Origin of the sequence: Streptomyces sp. NPDC102259 (assembly GCF_044766465.1) — a bacterium.
In the GTDB taxonomy this organism is placed as follows: domain Bacteria; phylum Actinomycetota; class Actinomycetes; order Streptomycetales; family Streptomycetaceae; genus Streptomyces.
Window position 1 is genome coordinate 198672 of sequence record NZ_JBIWMA010000007.1, and the last position, 12215, is coordinate 210886.

At 74.3% G+C, this 12215-nt stretch carries 10 protein-coding genes; 3 read left to right on the forward strand and 7 right to left on the reverse strand.

Annotated elements, in window-relative coordinates; translation table 11 throughout:
* The first annotated feature begins 89 nt into the window (after positions 1–89).
* A complete protein-coding gene (locus ACIRPU_RS19090; RefSeq protein WP_403868402.1) occupies positions 90–2708 on the forward strand; it encodes a CHAT domain-containing protein in 2619 nt (872 codons plus the stop codon).
* A gap of 22 nt (positions 2709–2730) precedes the next feature.
* On the opposite strand, the gene ACIRPU_RS19095 is transcribed toward ACIRPU_RS19090, so the two are convergent.
* On the reverse strand, positions 2731–4635 hold the full coding sequence (locus ACIRPU_RS19095) for a LuxR C-terminal-related transcriptional regulator (RefSeq protein WP_403868405.1): 1905 nt from the start codon (positions 4633–4635) through the stop codon (positions 2731–2733).
* Between the two features lie 96 nt (positions 4636–4731).
* On the opposite strand from ACIRPU_RS19095, the gene ACIRPU_RS19100 reads away from it, so the two are divergent.
* A complete protein-coding gene (locus ACIRPU_RS19100) occupies positions 4732–5817 on the forward strand; it encodes a M12 family metallopeptidase (RefSeq protein WP_403868408.1) in 1086 nt (361 codons plus the stop codon).
* A 271-nt stretch (positions 5818–6088) separates the two neighbouring features.
* On the opposite strand, the gene ACIRPU_RS19105 is transcribed toward ACIRPU_RS19100, so the two are convergent.
* Positions 6089–6541 carry a sulfurtransferase gene (locus tag ACIRPU_RS19105; RefSeq protein ID WP_403868411.1) on the reverse strand — a complete coding sequence of 151 codons (453 nt, stop codon included), beginning with the start codon at positions 6539–6541 and terminating at the stop codon, positions 6089–6091.
* Between the two features lie 25 nt (positions 6542–6566).
* Here ACIRPU_RS19105 and ACIRPU_RS19110 point away from each other — a divergent pair, with 25 nt between their 5' ends.
* Positions 6567–7178, forward strand: a complete 612-nt coding sequence (locus ACIRPU_RS19110) for a hypothetical protein (RefSeq protein WP_403868414.1) — start codon at positions 6567–6569, stop codon at positions 7176–7178.
* Here the strand turns inward: ACIRPU_RS19110 and ACIRPU_RS19115 are convergent.
* The 5 genes from ACIRPU_RS19115 to ACIRPU_RS19135 form a co-directional block, all read right to left on the reverse strand.
* Positions 7121–8269, reverse strand: coding sequence for an LLM class flavin-dependent oxidoreductase (locus ACIRPU_RS19115; protein ID WP_403868417.1), 1149 nt, complete (start codon positions 8267–8269; stop codon positions 7121–7123). The genes ACIRPU_RS19110 and ACIRPU_RS19115 overlap by 58 nt on opposite strands.
* On the reverse strand, positions 8262–9353 hold the full coding sequence (locus tag ACIRPU_RS19120) for an LLM class flavin-dependent oxidoreductase (protein ID WP_403868420.1): 1092 nt from the start codon (positions 9351–9353) through the stop codon (positions 8262–8264). Before ACIRPU_RS19120 ends, ACIRPU_RS19115 begins: the two co-directional genes overlap by 8 nt.
* Complete coding sequence (locus ACIRPU_RS19125; RefSeq protein WP_403868423.1) at positions 9350–10726, reverse strand: NtaA/DmoA family FMN-dependent monooxygenase; 1377 nt, start codon at positions 10724–10726, stop codon at positions 9350–9352. The genes ACIRPU_RS19120 and ACIRPU_RS19125 overlap by 4 nt, the downstream gene beginning before the upstream one ends.
* A gap of 18 nt (positions 10727–10744) precedes the next feature.
* Positions 10745–11947, reverse strand: coding sequence for an LLM class flavin-dependent oxidoreductase (locus tag ACIRPU_RS19130; RefSeq protein ID WP_403868426.1), 1203 nt, complete (start codon positions 11945–11947; stop codon positions 10745–10747).
* A 127-nt stretch (positions 11948–12074) separates the two neighbouring features.
* On the reverse strand, positions 12075–12206 hold the full coding sequence (locus ACIRPU_RS19135) for a putative leader peptide (RefSeq protein WP_403868429.1): 132 nt from the start codon (positions 12204–12206) through the stop codon (positions 12075–12077).
* Between the last annotated feature and the right edge of the window lie 9 nt (positions 12207–12215).

The following is a 12215-nucleotide window of genomic DNA, read 5'->3' on the forward strand; positions in this document are numbered from 1 at the left end:
CGAGTCCGTTGACACGACGTCCAATTGTTACTGGTGGATACGGTGCCGAACCGGTGTGGCACGCAGGCCGGAGCACTACCATCCGTGGAGTGACAGCGGGAAACGACTCGGTTCTCGAACTGCTGCCGATGGTGTTCGCCGCCCCGGGCGACGCGTTGTCGCGGGCGCAAGGAGTGCTCGACACCGATCCGACGCCGTTGCACGCCTCGGTCGCCCACCAGGTGATCGGCATCTGGCAGCGGGACTGGGGCGACATGCGTCTCGCCCTGGACCATCTGCGGCGCGCCCGGGACCTCGCGGCGCGCGCGGACTCGGCCGAGCGCGAGGCGGACGTCCTCGGCACGCTCGGTGTGGCGCTGGTGCACGCGGGCCGCACCCGGCAGGGACTCGCCGCCTTCGAGCGGGGGGTCGAGCGCGGGACCGGTCACACCCGCGCGCGCGTGATGTACCGGCGGGCCTACTCCTTGTGGGTCCTCGGCCATCATCGCGAGGCACTGGAGGACGTACGCCGGACGATCCCCGTGCTGCGTCAGGCCGACGACGTCATCTGGACGGCGCGCGCCCTCACCCTGCGCGCCACCGTGCACCTGGCGCTCGGGGCGGTGGACCGGGCCGAGGCGGACTTCACGGCGGCCGAGACCCTGTGGGACACCACCGGCCAGGAGCACGACAAGGCGGACGTGGTGGAGAGCCGGGGGCTGGCCGCCTTCCGTTCCGGCGACGTGCCGGCCGCGCTGCGGCTCCTCGACGAGGCGGAGGAGCGGTACGCCAAGCTCGGCACGCCGACGTTCATGCTCAACATCCGGCGCTGCGAGGTCCTGATGGCCGCCGGTCTCGCGCCGGAGGCGCTGGCCGAGGCGGACGCGGCGATCGGGGTCCTGGACGGCATCGGGGGCCAGTCCACCCGTAAGGCGGAACTGCTGCTGACGGCCGCGAGGGCGGCGCGACTGGCGGGCGATCCGGGGACGGCGATCGCGCGCGCGGCGGTGGCCGAGCGGCTCTTCGCGGGCCAACGGCGCACCTGGTGGGAGACGCACGCCCGGCTGGTGCTGATCGAGGCGCGGGTGGCCACCGGACGCGGCTCGGGGCGGCTGGTCGCGGACGCCGCCAGACTCGCCGAACGGCTGGCCGCCTTCCAGGCGCCGGCGGCACCGGAGGCCTGGCTGCTGGCGGGCCGGATCGCGCTCGGCCTGAACTGGACCACGGACGCCGAACGGTATCTCCAGATCGCTGCCCGCAGCCGGCGCAGCGGGCCGCCGCTGGCACGGATGACGGGCTGGGCGGCCCAGGCACTGTGGGCGCGGGCCACCGGCTCGGGCCGGGGCGTGCTGGAGGCCTGCCGGCGCGGGCTCGACGTCCTCGACGACCACCGCACGACGCTGGGCGCCTCGGAGCTGCGGGCCCGGGCCACCGCGCAGGGCGCCGAACTCGCCGCACTGGCCCAGGAGGTCAGTCTGGAGCGGGGCGGGCCACGGCAGTTGCTGGTGTGGAGCGAGCGGTGGCGGGCCACGGCGCTGTCGACGCCGCCCACCCGGCCGCCGGCCGACCCGGCGCTGCTGAGCGGTATGACCGCCTTCCGGGTGATCGCGGCCCGCGCGGAGGCCGCCCGGATGGACGGCCGGCCGATGCCGACGCTGGAGCGTGAACAGCGGCGCCTGGAGCGGGAGATCCGTTCCCGGACCCTGCACATCCGCGGGGTCACGCCCTGGGGCGGCGACCGGTTCGGCGGCGACCGGTTCGACGCGGGCCGGCTGCTGGAGCGGCTCGGCGACGGTCGGCTGGTCGAACTGGCCGTACTGGACGGGCGGGTTCAGGTGCTGCTGTGCGGGGACGGGCGGGTGCGCCGGTTCGCGGGCGGGCTGCTGGCCGAGGCGGAGCGGGAGGCCGAACACGTACAGGCCGGGCTGCGGCGGCTGGCCCACCCCGGCGCGGAGGGCCGGCTGCCGGTGGTGGAGGCGGCGGGGCGGAAGCTGGAGGAACTGCTGCTCGGCGAGGCGGCGAGGCACCTGGGCCCGGGGCCGCTGGTGGTGGTGCCGCCGGCCCGGCTGCACCGGGTGCCGTGGGCGCTGCTGCCGTCGCTGCGGGAGCGGGTGGTCAGTGTGTCGCCGTCGGCCAGCGGCTGGCTGCGCGCGCGGGAGACCGAACCGCCTCCGGGCGGCCGGCAGGTCCTCGTACGGGGTCCGGGGCTGGCGTCCTGCGGGGCGGAGGTGCCGGAGGTCGCCGGGCGGTACGGCAGGCCGATCGTGCTGGAGCAGGACGACGCCCATGTGTCGCGCGTGCTCAAGGAGTTGGACGGGGCGGCGTTGGCGCACATCGCCGCGCACGGCACGTTCCGCGGCGACAGCCCGATGTTCTCGTCGCTGCGGATGGCGGACGGGCCGCTGATCGTCCACGACTTCGAGCGGCTCGCCCGCAGCCCGTACCGGATCATCCTCTCCAGCTGCGACACCGCCCGGCTCGCCTCGGTCGGCGCGGACGAACTCCTCGGCCTGGTAACGGCGTTGCTGCCGCTGGGCACGGCCGGTGTGGTGGCGAGCAGCGCACCGGTCAACGACGCGGCGGTCGTCCCGCTGATGCTGGCCCTGCACAAGGGCACGAGCGCGGGGCTCTCGCTGGCCGAGGCCCTGCGGGACGCCCGTGCCGCGCTTCCGGACGACGCGCTGCACCAGGCGACGGGCTGGGCGTTCACCGCGTTCGGCGCGGCGTGAGACGGTCCCGGGGCCGGCCGGTTCAGGCCGGCTGCTCCACCAGCCAGGGGAGGGCCCCGCGGTCGCCGGCGCCGAGCCGGGTGTAGGCGCCGTAGAGGTGGTTGCCGACGGTCCGGACGGACAGGGTGAGGCGTTCGGCGATCTGCCGGTTGCTGAGGCCGGCCGCGGCGAGGGTGACGATCTGCCGTTGCCGGGCGGTGAGTTCGCCCAGGACCAGACCGGACAGGGCCGGGGTGCGGGCGCCCTGGCAGCGCCGGGCCAGGGCGAGGGCACGCGTACGGGCGGTGCGGGCCGCGCCGGCGTCCCGGTGGACGGGTACCGCCTGCGCGTACGCCTCGGCCGCGAAGAGCAGGAACCCACGCTCCTCCAGTTCGGCGGCCGCCAGGTCCAGCGCCGGTCCGTCACCCCGGGCCAGCGCCCGCGCGTGCCGGGCGAGCGGCCCGTCGGAGGGGAGGAGCCGGACGGCGCGCTGAGGAGCGCCGAGGCGTACGGCGTCGTGGGCGAGGTAGGGGTCATGGGCGACGCAGGGATCGTGGGCCTCGCGGGGGTCACCGGCGCCGGTTCCGGAGTCGTGGCCGGGTTCGGGGCCGGTTACAGGGTCGGCCTCGGTGTCTTCGAGTGTCTTCAGGGCCGTGTCGAGGTCTCCGCGGGCGGCCGGTGGCCATGCCGCTGTGCCGGGGTGTTCGGCGAGGAGGTCGATCGGCGGGCCCGTCTCGCCCGACTGGGCTGCGGCCAGGGCGAGTTCGATGCGGCAGGCGCGGTCCTGCGGGGCGGTGGCGAGGCCCTCCCTCGCCCAGGCCGCCGCCTCGCGCAGTTCTCCCCGCAGCCGTGAGAACCGCGCGCGGACGGCGGCGTACCGCGCCGGTACCGGTTCCCCCTCGGCGACGAGCCACTCCCCCACGGGCGTGGGCGTCGTGCGGACGTCCGCCCGCCCGATGCGGCGGGTCAGCTCGGCCGCCTCGGCGTCGAGGGCGGACGCGGTGGACCGTCGTCGGCCGGTGAGCCGTCTCGCGCGCAGCCGGCCGGTCTCGGCGCGCAGCACCGGGCCGTGCAGGGGGTGGGCCAGGCGGACCGTCGCGTCGTCGTCGACGTCGAGGAGGCCGTCCGCCTCCAGGCGTTCGAGGATCCGCAGGTCCAGTGAGTCCGCCGCGAGCGGCAGCGGTTCGGCGAAGGCGAGCCGGTCGAGGATCTCGCGTTCGTCGGGGCAGGCGCGGCCGAGGACGGCGGCGGCGCGTTCCCGCAGGGCCGGTGTCACCGGGAGCGGGCCGCGCCAGGTCCGTTCGTCGGTGTCCTCGTCCCTGGTCGGCAGGCTCCGCTCGCACAGCGCGTCCAGCAGGTCGCGCAGGAGGCGCAGGTCGCCCCCGCACAGCCGGTGCAGGCGGTTGCCGGCGAGGGGCTCCACGGGGCCGCCGGCGCCGGCGTCGAGGAGTGGGGTGGTGTCCTCGCGGGTCAGGGGCTCCAGGGCGAGGCGGGGCAGCAGTTCGCCGGTCCACAGTCGGGAGACGGCGCCGGGCGGGCGGGTTTCGTCGGTGACGAGGACGAGCAGCCGGGTGCGGCCCTGGACGGCCAGCTGGTGGAGCAGGGCGGCGGAGGCGTCGTCCAGCAGATGCGCGTCGTCGACGAGCAGTTGCCGTACGCCGGACAGGAGTTGGACCGCACTGTGCAGGGTGACGCCCTCGGGGAGCAGATGGGCGAAGGCGGCGAACGGCAGGTCCCGGGTCCCGGGGGTGCCGGCCGCTCGGGCGCAGTCGGTGCCGCGGACCGCCTCCATGGCCAGCCGGGTACGGCCGCAGCCCGCCGGTCCGGTGATCACCATGCCGGGCCGTCCTCCCGACAACGAGCGGCGGACGAGCTCCAGTTCCTCGTCCCGGCCCGTGAACGGCCACGGCAGTCGCAGGGTCCCGGCTCGCGGTTCGAAGGTCGTCACCTCAAGGAGAGTCGGCATACTCACGCCTGATACAGGGCGACTTGAGTAGCCCCCGACTCAGGCCGGACGGTGGTCCCGCACGGCAACCTGGAGCCCATGACCGCCCGTTACTGCTCGCTCGCCCAGCAGTCGGCCCCCGCGTTCGCGCCGGGGCTGGCCGTCGAGCGGCTCGGCGCGCTGCTGAGCGGGCGGCGGATGTGGGTCAACGGCACCGTGCTGCACTACTGCTTCCTCGACGGCGAAAGCGACGGGTCGGTCATCGCCCCGCCGGGTTCGAGCACGACCCGCTGGGTGTCGTGGGTCGGCGGGGCGAGTCAGCGGGAGGTCGTGCGGGACTGCTTCCGCGAGTGGCGGGAGCTGGGCATCGGGGTGTCCTTCGCCGAGGTCGCCGACCGCTCGGAGGCGGAGCTGCGCATCGGGTTCCAGCCGGGCGACGGCTCCTGGTCGGCGGTGGGCCGCGACGCGCTGTCGGCCGGTCTCAACGAGCGCACGATGAACTTCGGCTGGGATCTGACCGCGCCCGGGGAGCGCGCGACGGCCCTGCACGAGATCGGACACGCGCTCGGCATGCAGCACGAGCACCAGAGCCCTTTCGCCGGCCTGCACTGGGACGACGAGGCCGTGTACGCCGATCTCGCGGGCCCGCCCCACCACTGGAGCCGGGAGCGGACCTGGTTCAACATCCTGCGCAAGCTGGACCCGGCCGAGGTGAACGGGTCGGTGTGGGACTCGCAGTCCGTCATGGAGTACCCGTTCTCGGCGGGTCTGATCCTGGAGCCGGAGCAGTTCCGCGGGGGTGTGCGTCCGTCCGGCGGGTTGTCGCCGCTGGACAAGGAGTTCGTCCTCGGCTGGTATCCGCCGCCCGACGCGGCAGGGCCGCCCGCCCTGGAGCCGTTCCGTTCGGCGCCGCTTTCGTTGGGTCCGGGCGAGCAGGTCGACTTCACCGTCGAGCCGCGCGAGACCCGCGAGTACACCATCGCCACCTTCGGGGAGTGCGACTCCTTGGTGGTGGTCTTCGAGGAGCGGGACGGCGAGCCCCGCTTCCTCGCGGGGCACGACGACGGAGGCACTCCGCACAACGCCACGATCAGGGTCCGGCTCGTCAGGGACCGCCGCTACTTCGTCCGCGTGCGCCTGTACTCCGGCTGGGGTTCGGGCGAGACCGCGGTCATGTGCTGGTGAGCCGGGAGGCCGCCCACACACCACAGTCCGGCGCCGGGGGAAGCGCCGGGGACGCGTCGCCTTCGGGGGAGGGGGACGCGTCCCCGGCCACACCCGGTCCCCGCCGGGGACGGCGTTCGCGGTGGCGTCGGTCGTCTGCGCGGGCCTGCTGGCGGGGGCCCTGCCGGTGAGCGCGGCGCTGTCGCGTGTTCCGTCCGGTGCGGGGCGGGTGCGGGGCCGGGCGGGGGCTGCGGACCGTACGTCGAGCGAGGCGCCGTAGGCCGTCGGCGGGTCAGTCGCCCCGTCCGGGCCGAGGCCTGGCCGCGCCGCCCAGCTCCAGCGGTCGTGCCGGATCCTTCGACCACTCCTCCAGGGAACCGTCGTAGAGGGACACGTCCTCGCGCCCGAGCAGGGTGAGGGCGAGGGCCACCCCGGCGGCCGAGACACCGCCGCCGCAATACAGGACGACCGGCGTGTCGGTGGTGTCGAGACCGGCGCCGACGCGCGCGGCGAGGTCGGCGGCGGGCAGCAGGCGTCCTTCGGCGTCCAGGAGTTCGCGACCGGGAAGACTGCGGCTGCCGGGGATGTGTCCGCGTCGGCTGTACCGGGTGGGGACCGAGCCGTCGAAGCCGGCCGTGGGCAGCGCGCAGACCAGCGTGCCGGGCTGCTCGCCCCGGCTGATGGCTCCTACTTCGTGGACGTCTGTCCACATTCCGGGACGCGGGACGGGCGTCACGGGCGTCACGGGCGTCACCTCGGGTGCCGGCACCGTGTCGTCGCCGGACGCGAGCGGCCGTCCCGCCGACTCCCAGGCCGCCAGACCCCCGTCGAGCACGGCCGCCGGCACGGAGATCGCCCGCAGCGTCCACCACAGCCGGGCCGCCCAGATCCCGCCCCGGCGAGCAGCTCCTGTTGTTGTCGCACGTGCGGCTGGCTCGCGTGCCGCTGTCGCCGGTCCGTCTGACCGCGCACCGCCCCGCACCCCGCGTTCCCCCTCCCCCGCCGAATCGGCCGCGCTCCCCGAGCTGCTGCCGCTGGTGCACGCCGAGTTCGCGCTGTCCGAGCTGGGCTACTTCCACGGCGTCACACGGTCCGCGGAGAACACCCGGCTGGCGTACGAGTACTGCGTGGGGCACGCCGAGTGGTTCGCGACCGACGACGGCGGACGCCTGCTGGACGTCGTGGCCCATGCCGCCGGGGTAAAGCGCGGGGCGTCCACGGCGGGCGCCCCGCGGCAGGGGTGGGTGTGCCGCCGTCGGCGCGGCGACGAGGCCGGCCGCGCCGAGGCGATCACGTACGGGCGCTCCGCGGGGACGCCGGTGGGTCAACTCACCCGGCCGGTGTGGCCCCTGCGGCGCCACTCCTCGGCGAGAAGTGCGTAGGAGCGGACACGGTCCGTGTGGTCGTGGGTGATGGTGGTGACGAGCAGTTCGTCGGCGCCGGTGGCCTCCTGGAGTTGTTCCAGGAGGTCGGCGACCCGGGCCGGGGAGCCGACGAACTGGGTGTCGAGCCGGTCCTGGACGAGCGACCGGTCCTCGTCGGTCCAGGTGTGGGCGCGCGCTTCCTGCGGGGTGGGGAACGGGATCGCGCCCTCGGCGGTGCGGATGCTGCGCACCCACGGGCCGTAGCCGGTGGCCAGTTCGCGGGCCCGGGCGTCGTCCTCGGCGACGACGACGTCGGCGGAGACGCTGACATAGGGCGCGTCGAGGGCCGCGGAGGGCTTGAAGCGGGCCCGGTAGCCGTCCACCGCCTCCAGGACGGTGGCCGGGCTGACGTGGTAGTTCGCGGCGAACCGCAGGCCCCGGGCGCCCGCGACCTCGGCGCTCTGACCGCCGCTGCTGCCCAGGATCCACACGTCGAGGTCGGCGCCCTCGCCCGGTACCACGTGCGCCTCGACGCCCTCCGGGGAGCGGTAGGTACCGGCCAGCAGGGCGAGGATGTCGTCGATCTGCTCGGCGTAGTCCTGCGAGGTGGCCTCCGGCAGGAGCAGCAGCCTGCGCTGGAGGGCGACCCGGGGCGATCCGAGGAGGCGTGCGAAGGAGAAGCGGGGCGGGATCAGCAGGCCGTTCGGGGCCCGGCCGTCGACGACCGGGGTGGCCGTGGCCGGCGGGTTCGCCCGCTCCCCCGGCGGACCGCCGCCCGATCGGCCCAGGCCCAGGTCGAAGCGGCCTGGGTGCAGCGCGTCGATCAGGCCGAACTCCTCGACCGTGGACAGGGCGGTGCGGTGGCCGAGCTGTACGGCGCCGGAGCCGAGCCGGATGGTGGAGGTGGCGGCCGCGGTCAGGGCCAGGACGACGGCCGGGGACGTGCCCGCGACACCGGGGTTGAGGTGGTGTTCGGCGAACCAGTAGCGGGCGTACCCGAGTTGTTCCGCGTGTCGGGCCAGGTCGATGGAGTTGCGCAGGGCGTCCGCGGCCGTCGAGCCCGAGGAGATCGGGACCAGGTCGAGCACGCCGAGGGGGATCTCAGACACGGGCCGGCTCCTCGGTGTTCGACGGTGTGGGAAGCACCGGCCCCCAGGCGAACGGCGGGTCCGGTATGTCCTTGCGGAGCACGGACGCCACCTCCGACCGGAACAGTTCCAGCGAGTCGCGGTGCTGCGGTTCGGTGAGGCCGCCGGCGTCGGCCTGCACATGCAGCACGGTGTGGCCGAACCGCTCGTGGTAGCGGTGCACCTTGTCGACGACCTGCTGCGGGCTGCCGATCAGGGCGGAGCTGCGCTCGACGAAGTCCTCCAGCGTCTCGAAGACGACGGGCAGTCCGGCCTGTCTCTGGAAGGCGAGCGTGCCCTCGAACACCGGCCGGTAGGCCTCGACGGCCTCCTGGGAGGTGCGTGCCACGTACAGTCCCGCCGAGCCGGCGCCGACCGCGAGGGCGCCGGGGTCGTGGCCGTAGTGCTCCCAGCGCTCCCGGTAGTACCGGATCAGCTCGGCGTAGGGCTCGATGGGGTGGGTGACGTTCGCCGAGAAGAGCGGGTCGCCGTAGCGGGCGGCCAGGTCGACGGACTCCTTGCTGGTGGCGCTGCCGTGCCAGACCCGGACGGGCCGCTGGTACGGCCGGGGCCACACCTCCGCGTCCGTCAGCTCCGGACGGAAACGGGTGGCCGCGGTGACCTTGTCCCGGCGCCAGATCTGCCGGAACACCTCGTAGCTCTCGGCGTTGCGCTCCCACTGGTCGTCGGGCGTGACCTGGAACAGCTCGCGCTGGGCGGCGCCGTTGCCCTTGCCGATGATCAGTTCCAGGCGGCCGTCGGAGAGGTGGTCGAGGGTGGCGTAGTCCTCGTAGGCGCGGACCGGGTCGAGGAGGCTGAGGGTCGTCACGGCGGTGAAGAGCCGGATGCGGCGGGTGCGGGCGGCGATGTGGCTCAGCACCACCGGTGGGGAGGAGGAGATGAACGGCCGCTCGTGCCGCTCCCCCACGCCGAAGCCGTCGAAGCCGAGTTCCTCGGCGAGCAGGGCGTTGTCGAGCACCTCGCGGAAGCGGTCCCGGGTCGTCTTCAGGACGCCGGTGACCGGGTCCGGGCGGTGCACGATCAGCGTGATGGCGAGGAACTTCACGAGGCCACCCGCTCGGCGCCGCCCGCCTCGTCCGGGTGAGCGAGGCCGAGGTGGTCCCTGAGCGTGGTGCCCTCGTACTCGGTGCGGAAGACGCCCTGTTCCTGGAGCAGCGGGACGACCTGGTCGGCGAACGCGTCGAGGCCGCTCGGGGTGATGTGCGGGACGAGGATGAAGCCGTCGGCGGCGTCGGCCTGCACGTACTCGTTGATCGTCCTGGCGACGGTCGCCGGGGAGCCGACGAAGTTCTGGCGGTTGCCGGTCTCGATGACCAGGTCGCGGATCGACCAGTTGTTGGCCTCCGCGAGCTCCCGCCATTCGCGGGCCGTGGCCAGCGGGTCGCGGTACATCCGGACCTGGGCGCGGCCGCGCGCGATGTGGCTCTCGCCGAGATCCGGGTCGATGTCGGGCAGGGGGCCCTCCGGGTCGTAGCCGGACAGGTCCCTGTTCCAGACGAACTCCAGGTGCTTGAGGGCGGTGGCGCCGCTGACCTGCTGGCGGCGCACGTCCTTGGCGATCTCCTCGGCCTCGGCGTCGGTGTCGCCCAGGACGAAGCTCGCGGCGGGCAGGATCAGCAGTTGGTCGGCGCGCCGGCCGTACTTGGCGAGGCGTGACTTGACGTCGGTGTAGAAGGCCTGGCCGGCGTCGAGGGCCGCGTACCGGCTGAAGATCGCGTCGGCGGACGAGGCGGCGAACTCGCGGCCCTCGTCGGAGTCGCCGGCCTGGAAGATCACCGGACGGCCCTGGGGGCTGCGCGGGACGTTGAACCGGCCCTGGATGTCGAACTGCCGGCCCTCGTGGACGAAGGCGCCGGCCTTGGCGTCCTGGAGGAAGGTGCCGCTGCTCTGGTCGGCGACGATCTCGTCGCCCCGCCAGGAGTCGAAGAGCTCGCCGGTGGTGGCCAGGAACTCCTTGGCGCGGGCGTAGCGCTCGTCCTGCGGGAGGTAGCCGCCGCGGCGGAAGTTCTCGCCGGTGAAGGCGTCCCAGGAGGTGACGACGTTCCACGCGGAGCGGCCGTCGGAGAGGTGGTCGAGGCTGGCGAACTGGCGGGCCACCTCGTAGGGCTCGTTGAAGGTGGAGTTGATGGTGCCGGTCAGGCCGAGGCGCTCGGTGACGGCGGCGAGCGCGGCGAGGATCGTGAAGGTGTCGGGGCGGCCGACCACGTCCAGGTCGTAGATCTCGCCGCCCTGTTCACGCAGGCGCAGTCCCTCGGCGAGGAAGAGGAAGTCGAACTTGGCGCGTTCGGCGGTCCGCGCGAAGTGGGCGAAGGAGCTGAACTCGATATGGCTGCCGGCCCGCGGGTCGCTCCATACGGTGGTGTTGTTGACGCCGGGGAAGTGCGCGGCGAGATGGATCTGCTTCTGGGGCTTGCTCATGGTGGGTCTCCCTCCCGCTCAGACGGCGGCGTAGCGGTTGGCGGGGCGGGGCAGGCCCAGCAGCCCGCGCAGGGTGTCGGCCTCGTAGGCCTGGCGGAAGGCGCCGCGGCGCTGGAGTTCGGGGACGAGTCCCCGGGTGACGGCGGGGAGGTCGTGGCCGACGACGGCGGGGCGCAGCCGGAACCCGGTCAGTCCGGCCGCCTGGAAGTCCTGGAGCAGGTCGGCTAGTTGGGCGGGCGAGCCGGCGAATATGCGGGCGTCGCTGCGGTACTCCTCGCCGGCGAGGGCGTCGAGGCGGTCGCGCCGGGCGGCGGCCTCGGCCGGGTCGTCGTCGAGGAAGACCACCAGGTCCGCGAAGACGTGCAGCGGCTCGGCGGCCCGCCCTGCCCGCTCCTGTTCGGCGCGGATCTCGGCGACGATCGCCCGGGCCTGGTCGGTGTCGTGCGGGGTGACGTACCCGACGTCGGTGGCGCGGGCCACCAGGCGGTAGGGGACCGTGTCATGGGCGAGGGCGCTGACCAGGGGCTGGCCCTGCGGCGGGCGCGGGGTGATGGAGGGCCCCTTGACGCTGAAGTGGCGGCCCTCGAAGTCGATGTAGTGGAGTTTGTCGCGGTCGACGAAACGGCCCGTCGCCACGTCCCGGATCTCCGCGTCGTCCTCCCAGCTGTCCCAGAGGCGGCGCACGACCTCGACGTAGTCGGCGGCCTCGTCGAACAGGTCGGTCACCAGCTCCTGGGTGGCCGGGGCGTCGTAGGCCTCGATCCGGGGGATCGTGCGGCGGCCGAAGTGGGCGGCCTCGGTGGGACGGGCGGTGATCTGGACGCGCAGGCCGGCGCGGCCGCCGCTCACGTAGTCGAGGGTGGCGATCGCCTTGGAGAGGTGGAACGGCTCGGTGTGCGTGGCCACCACGGTCGGCACCAGACCTATGTGGTGGGTGAGCGGAGCGACGCGGGAGGCGACGAGCACGGCGTCGAGCCGGCCGCGCACCTGGTCGGTGCGGTCGTCGGGGTCGAGGAAGTGGGAGGACTGCGGGCCGAGGCCGTCCTCGATCGTCACGAAGTCGAGCAGTCCGCGCTCGGCCTCGGCGACCAGGTCGGCCCAGTATCCGGCGGTGAACAGCTCACGGGGTCGGGCGACGGGCTCGCGCCAGGAGGCGGGGTGCCAGCCGGTGCCGTCCAGAGCGACGGCGAGATGCAACGGGGAGGAGGGGGTCGGGGACACGAGGTGCCTTCCTGGAGGTCCGAACGAGAGCGCCGGCCTGCGCGCAGGGACTGCGCGGGCACAGGGCGGGCACAGGGCGGGGGCGAGCCCGGGGAAACGGGGCCCCCGGCCCAGGGCAGGGGAAGCGTCAGGAGCGACAGAGCGCGCCGGCCACGCGCTGGAGGTCGATGTGGGGCCGGGAGTGGAGGTGCACGGCATGGCGTATGTGGGTCACGTCCGCACCTCCCTCTTTCCGGGCGCCGGACGGCGCCCCACACATCTCGTCATG

What these genes read in the sequence shown, in the direction of transcription:
- ACIRPU_RS19100 (WP_403868408.1), top strand. Translation starts at nt 4,732, where the DNA reads ATGACCGCCCGTTACTGCTCGCTCGCCCAGCAGTCGGCCCCCGCGTTC.
- ACIRPU_RS19125 (WP_403868423.1), bottom strand. Translation starts at nt 10,726, where the DNA reads ATGAGCAAGCCCCAGAAGCAGATCCATCTCGCCGCGCACTTCCCCGGC.
- ACIRPU_RS19135 (WP_403868429.1), bottom strand. Translation starts at nt 12,206, where the DNA reads ATGTGTGGGGCGCCGTCCGGCGCCCGGAAAGAGGGAGGTGCGGACGTG.